Raw genomic sequence first — 18,460 nt, forward strand, 5'->3', positions numbered from 1 at the left:
CATGCTGATCCCGCGCAGGCTGAAGCACCGTAAGCAGCACCACCCCTCGCGCTCCGGCGCCTCGAAGGGTGGCAACCAGATCGCGTTCGGCGAGTTCGGCATCCAGGCTCTCGAGCCTGCGTACGTCACGAACCGCCAGATCGAGGCTGCTCGTATCGCGATGACCCGCCACATCAAGCGAGGCGGAAAGGTCTGGATCAACATCTACCCGGACCGCCCGCTGACCAAGAAGCCGGCGGAGACCCGCATGGGTTCTGGTAAGGGTTCGCCCGAGTGGTGGATCGCCAACGTCAAGCCCGGCCGCATCGTCTTCGAGCTGGCCGGTGTCCCGGAGCCCCTGGCTCGCGAGGCCATGCGCCGCGCGATCCACAAGCTCCCGATGAAGTGCCGTTTCGTGGTGCGCGAGGGTGGTGGCAACTGATGGCTATCGGAACCAAGGAACTGGCTTCGAGCGAGCTTGACACGTTCGACGACGAGAAGCTCGTCGCCGAGCTGAAGAAGGCCAAGGAGGAGCTTTTCAACCTCCGCTTCCAGTCGGCCACCGGCCAGCTGGAGAGCCACGGTCGCCTGAAGGCCGTGCGCCGCGACATCGCGCGGATCTACACGATCCTCCGCGAGCGCGAGCTCGGTATCCGTACCGCACCGAGCGTGAGTGAGTGAGGCTGGAATGAGCGAGAACGCAACGAACGCCGCACCGGTGACCGAGACGGCCGCTGAGCAGCGCGCCAACCGCAAGACGCGGCGCGGCTACGTGGTGAGCGACAAGATGGACAAGACGGTCGTGATCGAGGTCGAGGACCGGGTCAAGCACCCGCTCTACGGCAAGGTCATCCGACGCACGAGCAAGGTCAAGGTCCACGACGAGCAGAACGCTGCTGGTGTCGGAGACCTCGTCCTTATCATGGAGACCCGCCCGCTGTCCGCGACCAAGCGGTGGCGCCTGGTGGAGATCCTCGAGAAGGCCAAGTAGGCCCTGTGCCTACCAGGTCGTGACGGGCGGGGTCCCGCCCGTCACGACCGGTCTCGGCCGCACCACGGTGCGGCAACCAGTAGACAGGGCGGCGAGACCCCGCCGCACCTGGCCGGTTCACCCGCGAGGGACCCGGCACTGACAGCTATCCGTTCGGCAAGGCTCGCTCTGCGAGAACCGGCTCGACGACAGGAGTTCACTACATGATCCAGCAGGAGTCGCGACTTCGCGTCGCCGACAACACGGGTGCCAAGGAGATTCTCTGCATCCGTGTTCTCGGCGGTTCGGGCCGTCGCTACGCCGGAATCGGCGACGTCATCGTCGCAACCGTCAAGGACGCTATCCCCGGTGGCAACGTGAAGAAGGGCGACGTCGTCAAGGCGGTCGTCGTACGCACCGCCAAGGAGCGCCGTCGTCCGGACGGTTCCTACATCAAGTTTGACGAGAACGCGGCCGTGATCCTCAAGAACGACGGCGAGCCCCGTGGTACGCGCATCTTCGGTCCCGTGGGCCGCGAGCTGCGTGACAAGCGGTTCATGAAGATCATCTCGCTGGCTCCGGAGGTGCTCTGAACATGGCGAAGATCAAGAAGGGCGACCTGGTGGTCGTCATCTCTGGCAAGGACCGCACCCAGCAGGGTCGCGTGCTCGAGGTCCTCACGGACTCCGACCGCGTGATCGTCGAGGGCATCAACCGCGTCACGAAGCACACCAAGGTGGGTCAGTCCCAGCGTGGGACGCGTACCGGTGGCATCGAGGTCGTCGAGGCGCCGATCCACGTGAGCAACGTGATGGTCGTCGACCCGGAGACCAAGAAGGGCACCCGCGTCGGGTACCGCACCGAAGAGGTCGAGCGTGACGGCCGTACGCGCAAGGTTCGCGTGCGCGTCGCCAAGCGTTCCGGTAAGGACATCTGATGAGCACTGAACTGCAAGCCCCTGAGATCGCGCGTCTCAAGCAGCGCTACCGCGACGAGATCGTCGCCGGCCTCCTCGAGGAGTTCGGCCACGAGAACGTCAACCAGGTTGCACGACTGACGAAGATCGTCGTCAACATGGGTGTCGGCGACGCGGCCAAGGACTCGAAGCTCATCGAGGGTGCCATCCGCGACCTCTCGGCCATCACCGGCCAGAAGCCGCAGGTCACCAAGGCCCGCAAGTCCATCGCTCAGTTCAAGCTGCGTGAGGGCATGCCGATCGGCGCGCACGTCACGCTGCGCGGCGACCGCATGTGGGAGTTCCTCGACCGCCTGCTGTCCATCGCTCTGCCCCGTATCCGCGACTTCCGCGGACTCTCGGCCAAGCAGTTCGACGGCCACGGCAACTACACCTTCGGTCTCACGGAGCAGTCGATGTTCCACGAGATCGACCAGGACAAGATCGATCGCGTCCGCGGTATGGACATCACGATCGTGACGACGGCGACGACCGACGACGAGGGCCGCTCCCTGCTGCGCCGTCTCGGCTTCCCCTTCAAGGAGAACTGACATGGCGAAGAAGGCCCTGGTCAACAAGGCAGCCGCAAAGCCTAAGTTCGCGGTCCGTGCCTACACTCGCTGCCAGAAGTGCGGTCGCCCGCACTCCGTGTACCGCAAGTTCGGCCTGTGCCGTATCTGCGTCCGCGAGATGGCACACCGTGGCGAGCTTCCCGGCGTCACCAAGAGCAGCTGGTAACAACTACGTCGCAGGTCTGGCACGGTTCCCCTCGGGGAGCCGGCCAGATACCCCGGCGAGGAAGGGCTGAAGCCCAATGACGATGACCGACCCGATCGCAGACATGCTGACCCGTCTGCGTAACGCGAACTCGGCTTACCACGAGACGGTTCAGATGCCGTTCTCGAAGCTGAAGTCGCACATTGCTGAAATCCTGCAGGCCGAGGGCTACATCTCCGGCTGGACCGTCGAGGACGCGCCCGTGGGCAAGTACCTCACGATCCAGCTGAAGTTCGGCCCGAACCGTGAGCGCTCCCTTGCCGGTGTGCGCCGCGTGTCGAAGCCCGGTCTGCGTGTGTACGCGAAGTCGACCAACCTGCCCAAGGTTCTCGGTGGCCTCGGCGTGGCGATCCTGTCCACGTCCTCCGGCCTCCTGACCGACCGTCAGGCAGCCAAGAAGGGCGTGGGCGGAGAAGTCCTCGCCTACGTCTGGTAATCGGAAAGGAGAGATACGCCATGTCTCGTATCGGCAAGATCCCCGTTCCGGTTCCCGCCGGAGTGGATGTCACGATCAGCGGCGCGCTGGTGACGGTCAAGGGCCCGAAGGGGTCCCTGGAGCACACCATCCCCGCCCCCATCGAGGTCTCCCAGGACGCTGACACCCTCGTGGTGACGCGCCCGAACGACGAGCGTGCATCGCGCGCTCTGCACGGCCTGACCCGCACCCTTCTCGCGAACCTGGTGACCGGTGTCACCCAGGGCTACGAGAAGAAGCTCGAGATCGTCGGTACCGGTTACCGCGTGACCGCGAAGGGCACTGACCTGGAGTTCGCTCTCGGTTTCAGCCACCCCGTCGTGATCTCCGCACCGGCCGGCATCACCTTCGCTGTCGAGTCCCCGACCAAGTTCTCGGTCTCGGGCATCGACAAGCAGCAGGTCGGCGAGGTCGCTGCGAACATCCGCAAGATCCGCAAGCCCGAGCCGTACAAGGGCAAGGGTGTGCGTTACGCCGGCGAGGTCGTCCGCCGCAAGGTCGGAAAGGCTGGTAAGTAACGATGGCTCTCAAGGTTCTCGGCAAGGGCAAGGCAGTTTCGCGCAAGCGTCGCCACCTCCGCCTGCGCAAGAAGATCGCCGGCACGGCCGCGCGTCCCCGCCTCGTCGTGACGCGTTCTGCGCGCCACATCACGGCGCAGATCGTGGACGACACGATCGGCCAGACCGTTGCTTCCGCATCGACCATCGAGGGCGACCTGCGGTCGTTCGACGGCGACAAGAGCGCGAAGGCCCGCAAGGTCGGCGAGCTCGTCGCCGAGCGTGCCAAGGCCGCTGGTGTCGACTCGGTCGTCTTCGACCGCGGTGGCAACAAGTACCACGGCCGGGTGGCTGCAGTCGCCGACGGGGCCCGCGAAGGCGGTCTGTCCCTGTGATGATGGCCGAAACCACCACCGTGTACACGGTACGGAAGCAAAGGATTCTCTGATGGCTGCAGGGCAGCGCAGCAACACCGGCGCCCCTACGGGTGCCGCCAACGAGTCGACCGACCGCAACTCCGGAGGCCGCGGCGGCGATCGTCGCGACGGTCGCCGTGGTGACGGTCGCCGTGGTGACGCCGCCGAGAAGAACGCCTTCGTCGAGCGCGTCGTCACCATCAACCGCGTGTCCAAGGTCGTCAAGGGTGGCCGCCGCTTCAGCTTCACCGCGCTCGTCGTGGTGGGCGATGGCGACGGAACCGTCGGCGTCGGCTACGGCAAGGCGAAGGAAGTCCCCGCGGCGATCGCCAAGGGTGTCGAGGAGGCCAAGAAGAACTTCTTCAAGGTTCCCCGCATCCAGGGCACCATCCCTCACCCCATCCAGGGTGAGGCAGCCGCCGGTGTCGTCTTCCTGCGTCCGGCAGCCCCGGGTACCGGTGTCATCGCCGGTGGTCCGGTGCGCGCCGTGCTGGAGTGCGCGGGCATCCACGACGTCCTGAGCAAGTCGCTCGGTTCGTCCAACGCGATCAACATCGTGCACGCGACGGTCGAGGCACTGCGCAACCTGGAGCAGCCTGAGGCTGTTGCAGCGCGTCGTGGCCTGCCGCTCGAGGCCGTGGCTCCGGCCGCGCTCCTTCGTGCACGCGCAGCTGGGGTAGGTGCGTGATGGCTCGACTCAAGGTGACCCAGACGAAGTCCGCCATCGGCGGCAAGCAGAATCAGCGCGACACGCTGCGCACTCTGGGCCTCAAGCGGATCGGCGACACCGCCGTGAAGGAGGACCGCCCGGAGATCCGCGGCATGGTCGCAACGGTGGCGCACCTCGTCGCCGTTGAGGAGGTCGAGTGATCATGGCTGAGAAGGCCAAGAAGGAGACCGCGGTCGAGGCTTCGACCGACGCTCCGAAGAAGAAGGCTCCTGCCAAGAAGGCTGCTGCGACCGAGGCCCCCAAGGCCGAGGCGCAGCAGACCGTCGGCGCTGGTGGCACCCTCAAGGTCCACCACCTCCGTCCCGCCCCCGGCGCCAAGAAGGCCAAGACCCGCGTGGGTCGTGGTGAGGCGTCGAAGGGTAAGACGGCCGGCCGTGGTACCAAGGGCCAGAAGGCCCGTTACCAGGTGCCGGAGCGCTTCGAAGGTGGACAGATGCCGCTGCACATGCGTCTGCCCAAGCTTCGTGGCTTCAAGAACCCGTTCCGCACGGAGTACCAGGTCGTGAACCTGGACAAGCTCTCCGCGCTGTACCCCGAGGGTGGCTCCGTCACCGTCGAGGACCTCGTCGCCAAGGGAGCCGTCCGCAAGGGCGAGCTCGTCAAGGTGCTCGGCACGGGTGAGGTCACCGTCAAGCTCGAGGTCGCGGTCGACGCGTTCTCGGCTTCCGCCAAGGACAAGATCCTTGCGGCCGGTGGCTCCGTCTCGGAGGACTGACACGTAGGACAGGGCCGATAGCGCGATGCGCTGTCGGCCCTGTCTGCGTCTGGGGGTGGCTGCCGGTGCCGCCGCTGCTCGGGGGAACGTAGAATCATCGCCGGTTGTCTCAATTTGCCGTCCATCGCGGCGCAGCGGCTAAGGTGCCCCATGGCGTCCCGTGCCGGGTGCGTCACATCTCGCCGACCAACCGGCGACACGACATCCCGCCTCGGCGGGCCAGGAGGATAGGTGCTCAGCGCATTCGCCCGGGCTTTCCGGACACCTGACCTGCGGCGCAAGCTGCTGTTCACGATCGCGATCATGGCGATCTTCCGTGTGGGCTCGTTCATCCCGACCCCTGGTGTGGACTACGCCAACGTCCAGCAGTGCATCGACACCCAGGGCCAGAACAACCTCCTGGGCATGGTGAACCTGTTCAGCGGTGGCGCCCTGCTCCAGCTCTCGATCTTCGCGCTCGGCATCATGCCGTACATCACCGCGAGCATCATCGTGCAGCTGCTCCGCGTGGTCATCCCTCACTTCGAGGCGCTGCACAAGGAGGGCCAGTCCGGCACCGCGAAGCTCACGCAGTACACGCGCTACCTGACGATCGCCCTCGCCATCCTGCAGTCCACGACCGTCATCACGACGGCCCGCAGCGGCCTGCTCTTCCCTGGCTGCCCCGTCCCCGTGATCCCCGACAACAGCTTCCTGACGTCGGCGATCATGGTGATCACCATGACCGCGGGTACCGGCCTCATCATGTGGCTCGGCGAGCTCATCTCCGAGCGCGGTGTCGGCAACGGCATGTCGCTCCTCATCTTCACGTCGATCGCCGCCAGCTTCCCGGTCGCTCTGTGGTCCATCGCGGGCGGCTCGAACGGTGCGATCAACTTCACGATCATGATCGCGGTCATCGTCCTGGTCATCGGCCTGGTGGTCTTCGTCGAGCAGTCCCAGCGCCGTGTGCCGGTCCAGTACGCGAAGCGCATGGTCGGACGCAAGATGTACGGCGGCTCGAGCACCTACATCCCGATCAAGATCAACATGTCCGGCGTCATCCCGGTCATCTTCGCGTCGTCGCTGCTCGCGGTCCCCGGCCTCATCGCCCAGTTCGGCGACACGACGGCAGGGTGGGTCCAGTGGGTCACGAAGTACCTCGCGGACCCGGCCTCGCCGATCCACATCTCGATCTACGTGGTGCTCATCGTCTTCTTCTGCTTCTTCTACACGGCCATCACGTTCAACCCGGACGAGGTCGCGGACAACATGAAGAAGTACGGCGGCTTCATCCCGGGCATCCGGGCCGGTCGCCCCACTGCCGAGTACCTCGACTACGTCATCACCCGCATCACCTCGGCGGGTGCCATCTACCTCGCGCTCGTTGCGCTGATCCCGACGCTCGTCCTGGTCCTGCTGGGGGTGAGCACCAACATCCCGTTCGGTGGTAGCTCGATCCTCATCGTGGTGGGCGTCGGCCTCGAGACGGTCAAGCAGATCGACTCGCAGCTGCAGCAGCGTCACTACGAAGGGTTCCTCCGTTGACCTCAGAGTTGACCTCCGACGCTCCGCGCTCCAGCACGGGCTCCGCTCGCCTGATCATCATGGGTCCCCAGGGCGCCGGCAAGGGCACCCAGGCGGCTCGTCTGGCGGAGCACTACGGCATCCCGGCGATCTCCACGGGCGACATCTTCCGTGCGAACATCAAGGGCGGCACCGAGCTGGGCAAGCTGGTGCAGGAGTACACGGCCAAGGGCGAGCTCGTCCCCGACTCGGTGACGAACGACATGGTCCGTGACCGCCTCGCGCAGGACGACGTCGCGCGCGGCTTCATCCTCGACGGCTACCCGCGCAACGCGGCCCAGGTCGTCGAGCTCGACGGGATCCTCGCAGACCTCGGCGTCGAGCTGGACGCCGTCCTCGAGCTCACCGCGGACCGTGACGAGCTCCTCGCCCGCCTGCGCAAGCGCGCGGAGATCGAGGGGCGCGAGGACGACACCGAGGAGGCGATCGCCCGCCGTCTCGACATCTACGCCGAGCAGACCGCTCCGCTCACGTCCGCCTACGCCGAGCGGGGCCTGCTGGCCCAGGTCGACGGCATCGGTGAGATCGACGACGTGACCGCGCGTCTCGTCGAGGCGCTCGCGCCTCTCGTCGGCTGACCCGGGGACGGTAGGAACGCGAAGTGTTCGGTCGCGAGAAGATCGAGTACAAGACGGTCGACCAGGTGCGCACGATGCGCCGGGCGGGGCTGGTGGTCGCTGACGCGCTCGCCACGGTCCGCTCGGCGGTGCGTCCGGGCATGACGACCGCGGACCTGGACGCGCTGGCCGCGGCCGTGATCGGTGACGCCGGCGCGACGCCGTCGTTCCTCGGCTACCACGGCTACCCGGCGACGCTGTGCGTGTCCGTGAACGACGAGGTCGTGCACGGCATCCCGGGGACGCGCGAGCTGCTCCCGGGCGACGTGGTGTCGGTGGACTGCGGTGCGATCGTCGACGGATGGCACGGGGACTCCGCGTTCTCGTTCGTCCTGCCCGACGCAGACCCGGCGGACGTCGCGCTCGTCGAGGCGACCGAGCGGGCGCTCTGGGCCGGCATCGCCGCCCTGGCGACCGGGGAGCGCCTGGGGGACGTCGGCAACGCGGTCGAGGACTCGATCGAGGCGTCGGCAGCGGCGGACGGCGTCCCGTACGGGATCATCGAGGAGTACGTGGGGCACGGCATCGGGACGTCGATGCACCAGCCGCCGGACGTCCTGAACTACCGCACGCGCGAGCGTGGGCCACGGCTCAAGCCGGGCATGTGCCTGGCGATCGAGCCCATGGTGACCCGTGGCGAGCGGTTCACGCAGGTGCTCGAGGACGACTGGACGGTCGTGACCGACGACGGTGCGCGTGCCGCGCACTGGGAGCACAGCGTCGCGATCCTCGAGGACGGCATCTGGGTCCTGACGGCCCCGGACGGCGGCGCAGCAAAGCTCGCCGAGCTCGGCGTGACGGTCGCCCCCCTCGACGTCTGAGCCTCGCCCTCGGCGACCGGCCCGTTCCTTGCCTCATCAGGCAGGGGACGGGCCGTCGACGTGCCGGGGGAGCGGTAGCACGGCCGTCGGGCCCTCAGGCCCCGTTCAGGAGGGGCCTGGCGCGTCGTGCGGGCTCCCGCGCGGCCTCCGCAGATCTCCTCACGTCCGCGCAGCGAGGGCCGACGAGGTCGTCTGGCGTCCACGTGTCCGGCAGCACAGTGGCTCCGGTTCCTTCTCCTGGATCAATGCCGTAGGATAGTCCGCTGGGTGTAGTCCGCGTTCCCTGTTCGAGTTCAACCGACCGGGCAGCAGGGCGGAATGCACACGACGTCCACTCACCGGTCCTCGTAGAGCACGGGTGCGTGGGAAGCAGTTCGGACGAGAGTTAGCGGAGGATATGGCAAAGAAGGACGGTGTCATCGAGATCGAGGGCAGCGTGGTCGAGGCCCTGCCGAACGCGATGTTCCGCGTGGAGCTGGCCAACGGGCACAAGGTTCTGGCTCACATCTCGGGCAAGATGCGACAGCACTACATCCGGATCCTCCCCGAGGACCGAGTGGTGGTGGAGCTGAGCCCGTACGACCTGTCCCGTGGCCGGATCGTCTACCGCTACAAGTAGTCGTCAAGAATCCACCACTCGAAACAACTGCTGCCGCAGGCCTGGGTTCGCCCGCGCGTGCGTGCGGCGGCGGAGGAACAGACTGATGAAGGTCAAGCCCAGCGTCAAGAAGATCTGCGACAAGTGCAAGGTGATTCGCCGGCACGGTCGCGTCATGGTGATCTGCGAGAACCTGCGCCACAAGCAGCGCCAGGGCTGAGTCCCCGGCGCTCCGGCGCACGGTGATCCAGGTCCGCGAGAGCGGACCGATCGCCGGCACCCTCGGGTGCCAACCAGCGCACCACCACGAACCTCACGGTCGGGCCGCACAGGCCCACTGAGGGGAACCCCCGGCTCGGAGGCCGGGGCCCGCAGCTCCGCGGGAAGATGGTGCGGTAGACCTCCGAACGAAGTAACAGGAGCCGGAAGGCACATGGCACGTCTTGTCGGCGTCGACCTCCCCCGCGAGAAGCGGCTCGAGATCGCGCTCACCTACATCTACGGCGTCGGCCGTACCCGCGCCCAGCAGACGCTGGCCGCCACCGGGATCTCCCCGGACGTTCGCGTGAAGGACCTCGGTGACACCGAGCTCGTCGCGCTGCGTGACTACCTCGAGGGCAACTACAAGCTCGAGGGTGACCTCCGCCGTGAGGTGGCTGCTGACATTCGCCGCAAGGTCGAGATCGGCTGCTACGAGGGCCTGCGTCACCGCCGTGGCCTGCCCGTCCGCGGGCAGCGCACCAAGACCAACGCGCGTACCCGCAAGGGACCCAAGCGCACCGTGGCCGGCAAGAAGAAGGCCCGCTAAGCAGTAGTCCGTGGAACGCGTGCAGCACGCCTGAGCCTCGAGCTCACCCGCGCGGCGCACGCCGACCCGGTCCGAACACCTCAGACCAGGAGAAGATCCAGAAATGCCTCCCAAGACTCGCGCCACCGCGGCCCGCAAGCCGCGCCGCAAGGACAAGAAGAACGTCCCCCACGGCCAGGCGCACATCAAGAGCACGTTCAACAACACGATCGTGTCGATCACCGACCCGACCGGTGCCGTCATCGCCTGGGCCTCGGCCGGGCACGTCGGCTTCAAGGGCTCGCGCAAGTCGACCCCGTTCGCCGCGCAGCTCGCTGCTGAGTCCGCGGCCCGCCGCGCCCAGGAGCACGGCGTCAAGAAGGTCGACGTCTTCGTCAAGGGCCCCGGCTCCGGCCGTGAGACCGCGATCCGTTCGCTCACCGCGACGGGCCTCGAGGTCGGCTCGATCCAGGACGTCACGCCTCAGGCTCACAACGGCTGCCGCCCCCCGAAGCGTCGCCGCGTCTGATCCTCTGCTCCGCTCGTCGTCGCGTCGCCCCCGGTCCTGCCGGCCGGCGCGACGACGGGCGCAGCACCCTGGACGGGTGGACAGAGTCCCGTCCAGGAGCACGCGTTGCCCGTGATGCGTCATATAGCGGACGCACACCGAAAGGAACACACCAGTGCTGATCGCACAGCGCCCCACCCTGACCGAAGAGGTCATCTCGGAGAACCGTTCGCGCTTCTCCATCGAGCCGCTCGAGCCTGGCTTCGGCTACACCCTCGGCAACTCGCTTCGTCGCACCCTGCTCTCGTCCATCCCGGGCGCTGCAGTGACCTCGATCCGCATCGACGGTGTCCTCCACGAGTTCACCACCGTTGCCGGTGTCAAGGAAGACGTCACCGAGATCATCCTCAACATCAAGAACCTCGTGGTCTCCTCGGAGAACGACGAGCCGGTCGTGATGTACCTGCGCAAGCAGGGTGCTGGCGCGGTCACCGCCGCGGACATCGTCCCGCCGGCGGGTGTGGAGGTCCACAACCCGGACCTGCACATCGCCACCCTCAACGACAAGGGCAAGCTCGAGATCGAGCTGACGGTCGAGCGTGGACGTGGCTACGTCTCCGCGAACCAGAACAAGTCCTTCGACGCCGAGATCGGCCGTGTTCCCGTCGACTCGATCTACTCGCCGGTCCTCAAGGTCACGTACAAGGTCGAGGCGACCCGTGTCGAGCAGCGCACCGACTTCGACAAGCTGATCGTCGACGTCGAGACGAAGCAGGCGATCTCCCCGCGCGACGCGCTGGCCTCGGCCGGCAAGACGCTCGTCGAGCTCTTCGGCCTCGCCCGTGAGCTGAACGTCGAGGCCGAGGGCATCGAGATCGGCCCGTCCCCGACGGATGCCGCGCTCGCTGCGGACCTCGCGCTCCCGATCGAGGAGCTCAACCTCACGATCCGCTCGTACAACTGCCTCAAGCGCGAGGGCATCCACCAGGTCGGCGAGCTCGTCGCTCGCAGCGAGGCAGACCTGCTGGACATCCGGAACTTCGGCGCGAAGTCCATCAACGAGGTCAAGGAGAAGCTCGCCGAGCTCGGCCTGAACCTCAAGGACTCGCCGCTGGACTTCGACCCCTCCACGGCGGACTACTACGAGGCCGACGAGGACGAGGCGACGTTCTCCGACGGGCAGCAGCAGTTCTGACCTTCCGTGCTCGCGGCTCGGCCGCACGCACGATCCACTTCTAAGGAGCAAGATCAATGCCTACCCCCACCAAGGGTCCGCGGCTCGGCGGTGGCCCGGCTCACGAGCGTCTCATCCTCGCGAACCTGTCCACGCAGCTCTTCGAGCACGGCCGCATCACGACCACCGAGACCAAGGCCAAGCGCCTGCGCCCGGTGGCCGAGCGCCTCATCACGTTCGCGAAGCGCGGTGACCTGGCGGCTCGTCGCCGCGTCATGACCGTCGTCCGCGACAAGTCCGTCGTGCACACGCTGTTCACCGAGATCGCCCCGCAGATGGCGGAGCGCAACGGTGGCTACACGCGCATCACGAAGGTCGGCAACCGCAAGGGCGACAACGCCCCCATGGCCGTCATCGAGCTCGTGACCGAGCCCGTCAGCCCCAAGCAGGCCGTCGTCCGCGAGGCCGAGAAGGCTGCGAAGAAGGCCAGCAAGCCCAAGGCTGCCAAGGTCGAGGACGCTCCCGTCGAGGACGCCAAGATCGAGGACGCTCCCGTCGTCGAGGACGCTCCCGTCGTGGAGGACGCCCCCGTCGAGGACGCCAAGGACTCGAAGGAGAAGTGATCCCGCCCCGGCTCAGCCGGACGGGCACCTCCTGAAGGGCCCGGCACCATCTGGTGCCGGGCCCTTCGCCGTACCCGCTGGCGGGTACCCGCCGGCCGAGCGCCCGTCGTGCGGGTGCGCGCGCCGTCGGGCCCCTAGATTGGTCCGTATGGGTCTGCCGGTGCTGTTCGTCCATGGTTCGCGTACGTCCCGCACGATGTGGCGGGCGCAGCTCGAGGCCATGGATCGTGCCGGCATCGTGGCCTCGGCCGTGGACCTGCCCGGGCACGGCGAGCGGACGGACGAGGTGTTCACGCTCGACGGTGCGGTGGCGACCGTCGCCGGGGCTATGGACGGCCTGGGAGGCCGCGCGCTCGTCGTCGGGCTCTCGCTCGGCGGGTACGTGGGGATCGAGCACCGTGCGCGGTTCCCCGGGCAGGTCGTGGGGCTCGTCGCTGCGAGCTGTTGCACGGTGCCGGCGTCGCGCCTGCGCGTCGCCTGGCGCGTCGCTGCGGACCGGATCGAGAGGCTGCCCGACAACGGTGCCGCGCTCAACCAGGCGCTCGTGCGCAGGACGCTCCCTGCGGCGGGCATCGAGGACATCGGGGCGGGTGGGTTCGCGCTGACGACCATGACGGCGATCCTGGACGAGGTGGGACGCACGGCGCCCTTGTCCGCGCTGTCGGCGACGGACTCGCCCGTGTGGTTCGTCAACGGGCGGTGGGACCACTTCCGGCTCGGGGAGCGCGCGTACGTCGCGGCGGCACGCTCGGGTGGCGCGCGGGCCGAGCTCGTCGTGATCCCGGGTGCCAAGCACCTCGTGAGCCTCGACCGTCCTGTCGCGTTCAACCGGGCGGTCCTCGCGGCGCACCGCGAGCTCGACCGGTAGGTCAGGCGAGCGGCAGGTCCCAGGCCCTTGCCCCGCCCACGAGGGCCGCCGAGTTGGGCACGATCACGACGTCGTCGCCGAGGCGTTCGAGCGCGGACGGCGTGATCTGGCGCGAGTTGCCCCCGCCCAGGTAGAGCCGGTCCCACCAGAACACGGGCCGCAGCCCCTCGACGAGCGCGACCACGCGCCGTGACCACAGGCCGTTCCCTAGGCGCCGCCGCTCGACCTCGCCGACGTACTCGTCGTACGTCGTGCCGCGCCGGACGGGCGCGTGCGACCACTCGAGGTGCGGTGCGAGACGTCCGCCGTGGAACAGTGCCGAGCCCAGCCCGGTCCCGAGCGTGAGCACGAGCTCGAGTCCTGACGCGGCGACGACCCCCGCCCCGTGGACCTCGGCGTCGTTGAGGACGAGCGCGGGCATCCGGAGGCGTTCGCCCACGGCCGCCTGGACGTCGAAGCTGGCCCACTGCTCGGCCAGGGCCGGGTCGATCCTGCTGCGCGGCCCCGAGCGCGTGATGTAGTGCGGGGTGTGCACGACGACTCCGCGGCGGATCATGCCGGGCATGCCGACCGTGACCCGGTCCGCGGGCGGCAGGCGGTCGGCGATCTGCGCGACGACGTCGACCAGGAGCGATGGTGGCAGGGGGTACGGCGTCGGGACCCGGACGGGGGTCGCGTGCGCGGTCCCGGCGGCGTCGAGCACGTTGGCCTTGATTCCGCCGCCGCCGCAGTCCACCGCGAGGGTGCGCAGCTCGGGGGAGTCGGGGCCGGAGGAGCGTTCGGGCATGTCAGCACAGTAACGGGCGCTAGCGTAGGTGCACGTGACGAACGAGCAGCCGGTCCGCGTCCGCCTGGACCTCGCCTACCAGGGCACGGCCTTCGCCGGGTGGGCACGTCAGCCCGGCCTGCGGACGGTCGAAGGGGCCCTCGAGGAGGGGCTCGGACAGATCCTGCGGGGCGAACCGCCGCGCCTGACCGTCGCGGGCCGGACCGACGCGGGGGTCCACGCGCGCGGGCAGGTCGCGCACGTCGACCTGCCGCGGGCTGCGTGGGACGCGATGCCGGGCCGCTCAGACCGCACCCCTGGTGACGCGCTCGTCGCGCGCCTCGGAGGGGTGCTTCCCGGCGACGTCGTGGTCCACCGGGTGGCGCCTGCGCCTGAGGGGTTCGACGCGCGATTCTCGGCGCTGTTCCGCAGCTACACGTTCCGCATCGTCGACGACCCCGCCCTGCGCGACCCCCTGCGCCGCGAGTGGGTCCTGTGGAACCGCAAGCAGCTCGACGCGGACGCGATGCACGAGGCGCTCCAGCCGCTGCTCGGTGTCCGGGACTTCGCGGCGTTCTGCAAGCCGCGGCCCGGCGCGACCACGATCCGCGAGCTGCAGCACCTGTCCTGGGAGCGGGCGACCGGCGGGCCCGACGCGGGGCTCGTCGTCGCGCACGTCCGTGCGGACGCGTTCTGCCACAACATGGTCCGTGCGCTGGTCGGGGCGTCGGTCGCCGTGGGGGAGGGGCGTCGCCCCGTCTCGTGGCCGGCCGAGGTCCTGGCGGCGAGGCGCAGGGACGCGGGCGCCGGCGTCGTCCCGCCGCACGGCCTGGTGCTCGAGGAGGTCACCTACCCGCCCGACGACGAGCTCGCGGCCCGGGCCGAGCGCGTCCGTGCGGTGCGCATGGACGAGGACGTGTGGGACGCGGGTGCGCCCCCGCACGCGGCCGGGACGTCCCCGACGCCGTAGCCCCTACGGCTCCTCGACGATGTGGATCGCGGCCTCTTCGGCGCTCGCCGCCGCACCGTCGATCCCGGCGTCGTCGGCGTAGGTGTCGTTGACGCGGCCGTCGAGCGCGTCGGGGTCCGCGACGAGCCGTCCCGAGCGTGTCGTGTCGGGCCGGTCGAGCGGGTCGGTCTCCCAGTCCTCGGGCTCCTCCTCGGCGAGGCGCTGGTCGAGCGACTCGCCGTCCTCCTCGAGCCGTTCGGGGTGCGCGTAGGTCAGGGGCGCACGCTCGGGCGGGGCGTATCCCTCGTCGAGCACGTCGTCGACGCCGCGGTCGACCAGGGTGTCGTCGCGCTGGAGCTGGTCGGAGTCGCCCTCGGTGCCGAGGGCGGGGTCTGTCCGGGTGGCAGGTGTGTCGTCGCTCATCCCTCCACACTGTCACCGCGGAGGCGTTCTCGCAGCCCGCGTGGGACTCCGCGTGCCCGTGACGGCCGGGCGCGCTGCCCGACGGCGGAGCGCCCCCGGGGGCGACGGTGCGCTCGGCAGGCGGTCACCCTGGGCAGGCGTGGACGTCACCGTCGGCGGTCAGGTACGTCACCGTCGGCGAAAGGAATCGTCAACGAGGGCATCGGGCAGGGAGGATGTGCCCGTGGGTCACATCGACATCAGCGACATCAGCTACTTCCTGCCCGACGGGCGCCCCCTCCTCGCCGGGGCGACCCTGCGCGTCGCGGACGGGGCCAAGGTCGCCCTCGTCGGGCCCAACGGCGCCGGCAAGACGACGCTCCTGCGCATCGTCGCGGGCGACCTCTCCCCGCACGGGGGCACGGTGGGACGCAGCGGCGGGCTCGGCGTGATGCGCCAGTTCGTGGGCCGCATCGACGACGAGCGTACGGTCCGTGACCTGCTCGTCGACCTCGCGCAGCCCTCGATCCGCGACGCCGCGCGCGAGCTCGCGGCGGCCGAGCTGGACATCATGACGGTCGACGACACCCCGTCCCAGATGCGCTACGCGCAGGCGCTCGCCGACTGGGCCGACGCGCGCGGGTACGAGGCCGAGGCCGAGTGGGACAAGGTCACGGACGAGGTGCTGTCGATCCCGTTCGAGCAGGCCCAGTTCCGCGAGGTCCGCACGCTGTCCGGCGGCGAGCAGAAGCGTCTCGTCCTCACGGCACTGTTCCGCGGCCCCGAGGAGGTGCTGCTCCTCGACGAGCCCGACAACTACCTCGACGTGCCCACCAAGCGGTGGCTCGAGGAGAAGCTCGCGGCCTCGCCCAAGACCGTGCTCTTCATCAGCCACGACCGCGAGCTCCTGGCCCGGACCGCGACCCAGGTCGCGACCGTCGAGCCCACGGCGGCCGGCGGCACGATCTGGGTCCACGGCGGCGGCTTCGGGACGTATGCCGAGGCCCGGGCCGACCGCCGGAGCCGCCTCGAGGAGCTCCTGCGCCGGTGGGAGGAGGAGCACGCCAAGCTCAAGGACCTCGTCAACACCCTCAAGAACAAGGCGGCCTTCAACGACGGGCTCGCGAGCCGGTACCAGGCCGCCCAGACGCGCCTGCGCAAGTTCGAGGAGGCCGGCCCGCCGCAGGTCCTGGCGCACGAGCAGAACGTCAAGGTCCGCCTCACGGGCGGGCGCACGGCCAAGCGGGCCGTGACGTGCGAGCAGCTCGAGCTCACGGGGCTCATGGCGCCGTTCGACCTCGAGGTCTTCTTCGGCGAGCGCGTCGCGATCCTGGGGTCCAACGGTTCGGGCAAGTCGCACTTCATGCGCCTGCTCGCTCGCGGTGGGTCGGACCCGGACGTCGAGCACCGTCCGGTCCTCGACGGTGCCGGGGACGCGTCGGGCTCGGGCGACGGCGCGATCGTCCCGCCCGTGGCCCACACCGGCCGTGCCGTGCTGGGCTCACGGGTGCGCCCGGGGTGGTTCGCGCAGAACCACGCCCACCCCGAGTTCGAGGGCCGCACCCTCCTCGAGATCCTGCACCGCGGCGACGGCGCCCGTGACGGCATGGGCCGCGAGCCCGCGAGCAAGGCGCTCGACCGCTACGAGCTCGTCGGTCAGGCCGAGCAGCGCTTCGAGACGCTGTCGGGTGGGCAGCAGGCGCGCTTCCAGATCCTGCTGCTCGAGCTCGGGGGAGCGACCCTGCTGCTGCTCGACGAGCCCACCGACAACCTCGACCTGCACTCGGCCGAGGCGCTCGAGTCGGGCCTCGCGGCGTTCGAGGGCACGGTGCTGGCCGTCACGCACGACCGATGGTTCGCGCGCGGCTTCGACCGGTTCGTGGTGTTCGGCTCCGACGGGCGCGTCGTCGAGACTCCTGAACCGGTCTGGGACGTCGAGAGGGTCAAGCGCCAGCGGTGACCGGCAGGTGCCGGACCCGGCGGCGTGCGGTGAGCGTGCGGTGAGGAAGGCCACACGCACGGCGGCGGGCCGGTAGCACGACCTGCGCGCCGCCGTCGGGCTCCTAAAATGGAGCAATGGCCGTCCCCAAGATCATCCTCTTCTACGCCTTCACACCGCTCGCCGACCCGCGCGCGGTGCAGCTGTGGCAACGCTCCCTCGGGGAGCAGTGGGGGCTGACGGGACGCGTCATCGTCTCCGAGCACGGCATCAACGCGACGCTGGGCGGGACGGTCGAGAACCTCAAGCAGTACGTCAAGACCACCAAGCAGTACCCGGGCTTCGCGGGGATCGACGTCAAGTGGTCGGACGGCACGGGCCGCGACTTCCCGCGCCTGTCGGTCAAGGTACGACCCGAGCTCGTGAGCTTCGGCGCGGTCGACGAGCTCACCGTCGACCAGGACGGCGTGGTCGACGGCGGGGCTCGCCTCGACCCCGAGGCGCTGCACGAGCTCGTGGCCGAGCGTGGCGAGGACGTCGTGTTCTTCGACGGCCGCAACGCGTTCGAGGCCGCGATCGGGAGGTTCCGTGGTGCGGTCGTACCCGACGTCGAGACGACCCGCGACTTCGTCGCCGAGCTCGACTCGGGCGCGTACGACGACCTCAAGGGCCGCCCCGTCGTGACCTACTGCACGGGCGGCGTGCGCTGCGAGGTCCTGTCCTCGCTCATGCTCGCGCGCGGCTTCGAGGAGGTCTACCAGCTCGACGGGGGGATCGTTCGCTACGGCGAGACGTTCGGCGACCAGGGGCTGTGGGAGGGGTCGCTCTACGTGTTCGACGAGCGCATGCACGTCGAGTTCGGGACCGAGACCGTCCCGCTCGGCGCGTGCAGCGAGTGCGGCGGCCCGACCGCCAAGTACGAGAACTGCGTCGACCCGGGCTGCCAGACGCTGCGCCTGTTCTGCGCCGACTGCGCGGGCGTCGCGCGCACGCTCCAGTGCGACGCGTGTGCCGACCTGCGCCCCGGCGCGTATCCTCGTCCTCGGGAAGGCGCGACCACCGACCTCTCCCACGACCACCACCGGGCAACCGCCTGAACCGGCGCTCTGGCGCCCGTGCGTGCGCCGTCGGGCACGCTGCTCACCGAGGGGCCTCACCGCCCTCGGTGTGACGCAGCATGTTTTGACCCTGCACGGGCCGTCCAGGTAGTCTGTTGAGTCGTTGTGCTTCCCCTTCGGTATCTCGTCACTTGTGCGCCCACTCGCTCCGTGACCTGGACAGCAGTCAACCGAAGGCCAAACGACTTGTCGGACGCAGGCTCCTGCGCC

General features: G+C 69.0%; 28 protein-coding genes. 26 read left to right on the forward strand and 2 right to left on the reverse strand.

What is annotated here, in order from left to right; all coding sequences use genetic code 11:
- Position 1: 1 nt before the first annotated feature.
- From rplP to ACZDYF_RS03335, 23 genes are all read left to right on the forward strand, one after another.
- Positions 2-421: a 50S ribosomal protein L16 gene (rplP, locus tag ACZDYF_RS03225; RefSeq protein WP_030151933.1), complete on the forward strand. Its 420-nt coding sequence runs from the start codon at positions 2-4 to the stop codon at positions 419-421.
- On the forward strand, positions 421-660 hold the full coding sequence (rpmC, locus tag ACZDYF_RS03230; RefSeq protein ID WP_030151932.1) for a 50S ribosomal protein L29: 240 nt from the start codon (positions 421-423) through the stop codon (positions 658-660). The genes rplP and rpmC overlap by 1 nt, the downstream gene beginning before the upstream one ends.
- 7 nt (positions 661-667) lie before the next feature.
- Positions 668-970, forward strand: a complete 303-nt coding sequence (gene rpsQ / locus ACZDYF_RS03235) for a 30S ribosomal protein S17 (RefSeq protein ID WP_030151931.1) — start codon at positions 668-670, stop codon at positions 968-970.
- 203 nt (positions 971-1,173) lie between these two features.
- The gene (gene rplN, locus ACZDYF_RS03240; RefSeq protein ID WP_021480431.1) at positions 1,174-1,542 is read left to right on the forward strand and encodes a 50S ribosomal protein L14; all 369 of its coding nucleotides are present in this window, start codon (positions 1,174-1,176) and stop codon (positions 1,540-1,542) included.
- A gap of 2 nt (positions 1,543-1,544) precedes the next feature.
- A complete protein-coding gene (gene rplX / locus ACZDYF_RS03245; protein ID WP_191791527.1) occupies positions 1,545-1,886 on the forward strand; it encodes a 50S ribosomal protein L24 in 342 nt (113 codons plus the stop codon).
- Positions 1,886-2,455 carry a 50S ribosomal protein L5 gene (rplE, locus tag ACZDYF_RS03250; protein WP_030151929.1) on the forward strand — a complete coding sequence of 190 codons (570 nt, stop codon included), beginning with the start codon at positions 1,886-1,888 and terminating at the stop codon, positions 2,453-2,455. Before rplX ends, rplE begins: the two co-directional genes overlap by 1 nt.
- 1 nt (position 2,456) lies before the next feature.
- Positions 2,457-2,642, forward strand: a complete 186-nt coding sequence (locus ACZDYF_RS03255) for a type Z 30S ribosomal protein S14 (RefSeq protein WP_012867931.1) — start codon at positions 2,457-2,459, stop codon at positions 2,640-2,642.
- A gap of 76 nt (positions 2,643-2,718) precedes the next feature.
- Positions 2,719-3,117, forward strand: coding sequence for a 30S ribosomal protein S8 (rpsH, locus tag ACZDYF_RS03260; protein ID WP_030151928.1), 399 nt, complete (start codon positions 2,719-2,721; stop codon positions 3,115-3,117).
- Between the two features lie 20 nt (positions 3,118-3,137).
- A complete protein-coding gene (rplF, locus tag ACZDYF_RS03265; RefSeq protein ID WP_030151927.1) occupies positions 3,138-3,674 on the forward strand; it encodes a 50S ribosomal protein L6 in 537 nt (178 codons plus the stop codon).
- A gap of 2 nt (positions 3,675-3,676) precedes the next feature.
- The gene (gene rplR, locus ACZDYF_RS03270) at positions 3,677-4,048 is read left to right on the forward strand and encodes a 50S ribosomal protein L18 (RefSeq protein ID WP_030151926.1); all 372 of its coding nucleotides are present in this window, start codon (positions 3,677-3,679) and stop codon (positions 4,046-4,048) included.
- Between the two features lie 52 nt (positions 4,049-4,100).
- A complete protein-coding gene (gene rpsE / locus ACZDYF_RS03275; RefSeq protein WP_191791525.1) occupies positions 4,101-4,757 on the forward strand; it encodes a 30S ribosomal protein S5 in 657 nt (218 codons plus the stop codon).
- Positions 4,757-4,939, forward strand: coding sequence for a 50S ribosomal protein L30 (rpmD, locus tag ACZDYF_RS03280; protein WP_030151924.1), 183 nt, complete (start codon positions 4,757-4,759; stop codon positions 4,937-4,939). The genes rpsE and rpmD overlap by 1 nt, the downstream gene beginning before the upstream one ends.
- A gap of 2 nt (positions 4,940-4,941) precedes the next feature.
- Positions 4,942-5,514 (forward strand): 50S ribosomal protein L15, encoded by a 573-nt coding sequence (gene rplO, locus ACZDYF_RS03285; RefSeq protein WP_138825543.1) that lies wholly within the window; start codon positions 4,942-4,944, stop codon positions 5,512-5,514.
- Between the two features lie 231 nt (positions 5,515-5,745).
- On the forward strand, positions 5,746-7,041 hold the full coding sequence (gene secY / locus ACZDYF_RS03290; RefSeq protein WP_191791521.1) for a preprotein translocase subunit SecY: 1,296 nt from the start codon (positions 5,746-5,748) through the stop codon (positions 7,039-7,041).
- Positions 7,042-7,100: 59 nt separating this feature from the next.
- Positions 7,101-7,658 (forward strand): adenylate kinase, encoded by a 558-nt coding sequence (locus tag ACZDYF_RS03295; RefSeq protein WP_191791642.1) that lies wholly within the window; start codon positions 7,101-7,103, stop codon positions 7,656-7,658.
- 23 nt (positions 7,659-7,681) lie between these two features.
- Complete coding sequence (map, locus tag ACZDYF_RS03300) at positions 7,682-8,518, forward strand: type I methionyl aminopeptidase (RefSeq protein ID WP_364078160.1); 837 nt, start codon at positions 7,682-7,684, stop codon at positions 8,516-8,518.
- Positions 8,519-8,915: 397 nt separating this feature from the next.
- On the forward strand, positions 8,916-9,137 hold the full coding sequence (gene infA / locus ACZDYF_RS03305; protein WP_012867920.1) for a translation initiation factor IF-1: 222 nt from the start codon (positions 8,916-8,918) through the stop codon (positions 9,135-9,137).
- An 85-nt stretch (positions 9,138-9,222) separates the two neighbouring features.
- Entirely contained in the window at positions 9,223-9,336 is a 114-nt protein-coding gene (rpmJ, locus tag ACZDYF_RS03310; RefSeq protein ID WP_009740505.1) for a 50S ribosomal protein L36, read from the forward strand.
- Positions 9,337-9,549: 213 nt separating this feature from the next.
- On the forward strand, positions 9,550-9,924 hold the full coding sequence (gene rpsM, locus ACZDYF_RS03315; RefSeq protein WP_030151919.1) for a 30S ribosomal protein S13: 375 nt from the start codon (positions 9,550-9,552) through the stop codon (positions 9,922-9,924).
- Positions 9,925-10,027: 103 nt separating this feature from the next.
- Positions 10,028-10,432, forward strand: a complete 405-nt coding sequence (gene rpsK, locus ACZDYF_RS03320) for a 30S ribosomal protein S11 (RefSeq protein WP_030151918.1) — start codon at positions 10,028-10,030, stop codon at positions 10,430-10,432.
- Positions 10,433-10,586: 154 nt separating this feature from the next.
- Positions 10,587-11,606: a DNA-directed RNA polymerase subunit alpha gene (locus ACZDYF_RS03325; protein ID WP_030151917.1), complete on the forward strand. Its 1,020-nt coding sequence runs from the start codon at positions 10,587-10,589 to the stop codon at positions 11,604-11,606.
- Between the two features lie 56 nt (positions 11,607-11,662).
- Positions 11,663-12,208, forward strand: a complete 546-nt coding sequence (rplQ, locus tag ACZDYF_RS03330; RefSeq protein ID WP_191791518.1) for a 50S ribosomal protein L17 — start codon at positions 11,663-11,665, stop codon at positions 12,206-12,208.
- 148 nt (positions 12,209-12,356) lie between these two features.
- Positions 12,357-13,076: an alpha/beta fold hydrolase gene (locus tag ACZDYF_RS03335; RefSeq protein WP_475053338.1), complete on the forward strand. Its 720-nt coding sequence runs from the start codon at positions 12,357-12,359 to the stop codon at positions 13,074-13,076.
- Position 13,077: 1 nt separating this feature from the next.
- Here ACZDYF_RS03335 and ACZDYF_RS03340 read toward each other — a convergent pair whose 3' ends face one another.
- Positions 13,078-13,863, reverse strand: coding sequence for an ROK family protein (locus ACZDYF_RS03340; protein ID WP_191791515.1), 786 nt, complete (start codon positions 13,861-13,863; stop codon positions 13,078-13,080).
- A gap of 34 nt (positions 13,864-13,897) precedes the next feature.
- Between ACZDYF_RS03340 and truA the strand changes: the two genes are divergently transcribed.
- Complete coding sequence (gene truA / locus ACZDYF_RS03345) at positions 13,898-14,812, forward strand: tRNA pseudouridine(38-40) synthase TruA (protein ID WP_475053341.1); 915 nt, start codon at positions 13,898-13,900, stop codon at positions 14,810-14,812.
- A 3-nt stretch (positions 14,813-14,815) separates the two neighbouring features.
- Here the strand turns inward: truA and ACZDYF_RS03350 are convergent, their stop codons facing one another.
- On the reverse strand, positions 14,816-15,214 hold the full coding sequence (locus ACZDYF_RS03350) for a DUF5709 domain-containing protein (RefSeq protein ID WP_475053344.1): 399 nt from the start codon (positions 15,212-15,214) through the stop codon (positions 14,816-14,818).
- Between the two features lie 223 nt (positions 15,215-15,437).
- On the opposite strand from ACZDYF_RS03350, the gene ACZDYF_RS03355 reads away from it, so the two are divergent.
- Together ACZDYF_RS03355 and trhO are read left to right on the forward strand one after the other, a co-directional pair.
- Positions 15,438-17,153: an ABC-F family ATP-binding cassette domain-containing protein gene (locus tag ACZDYF_RS03355; RefSeq protein WP_191791509.1), complete on the forward strand. Its 1,716-nt coding sequence runs from the start codon at positions 15,438-15,440 to the stop codon at positions 17,151-17,153.
- Positions 17,154-17,269: 116 nt separating this feature from the next.
- Positions 17,270-18,229, forward strand: a complete 960-nt coding sequence (trhO, locus tag ACZDYF_RS03360; RefSeq protein ID WP_475053349.1) for an oxygen-dependent tRNA uridine(34) hydroxylase TrhO — start codon at positions 17,270-17,272, stop codon at positions 18,227-18,229.
- Positions 18,230-18,460 lie beyond the last annotated feature (231 nt).

This window comes from Oerskovia sp. PE-21s, assembly GCF_056158145.1.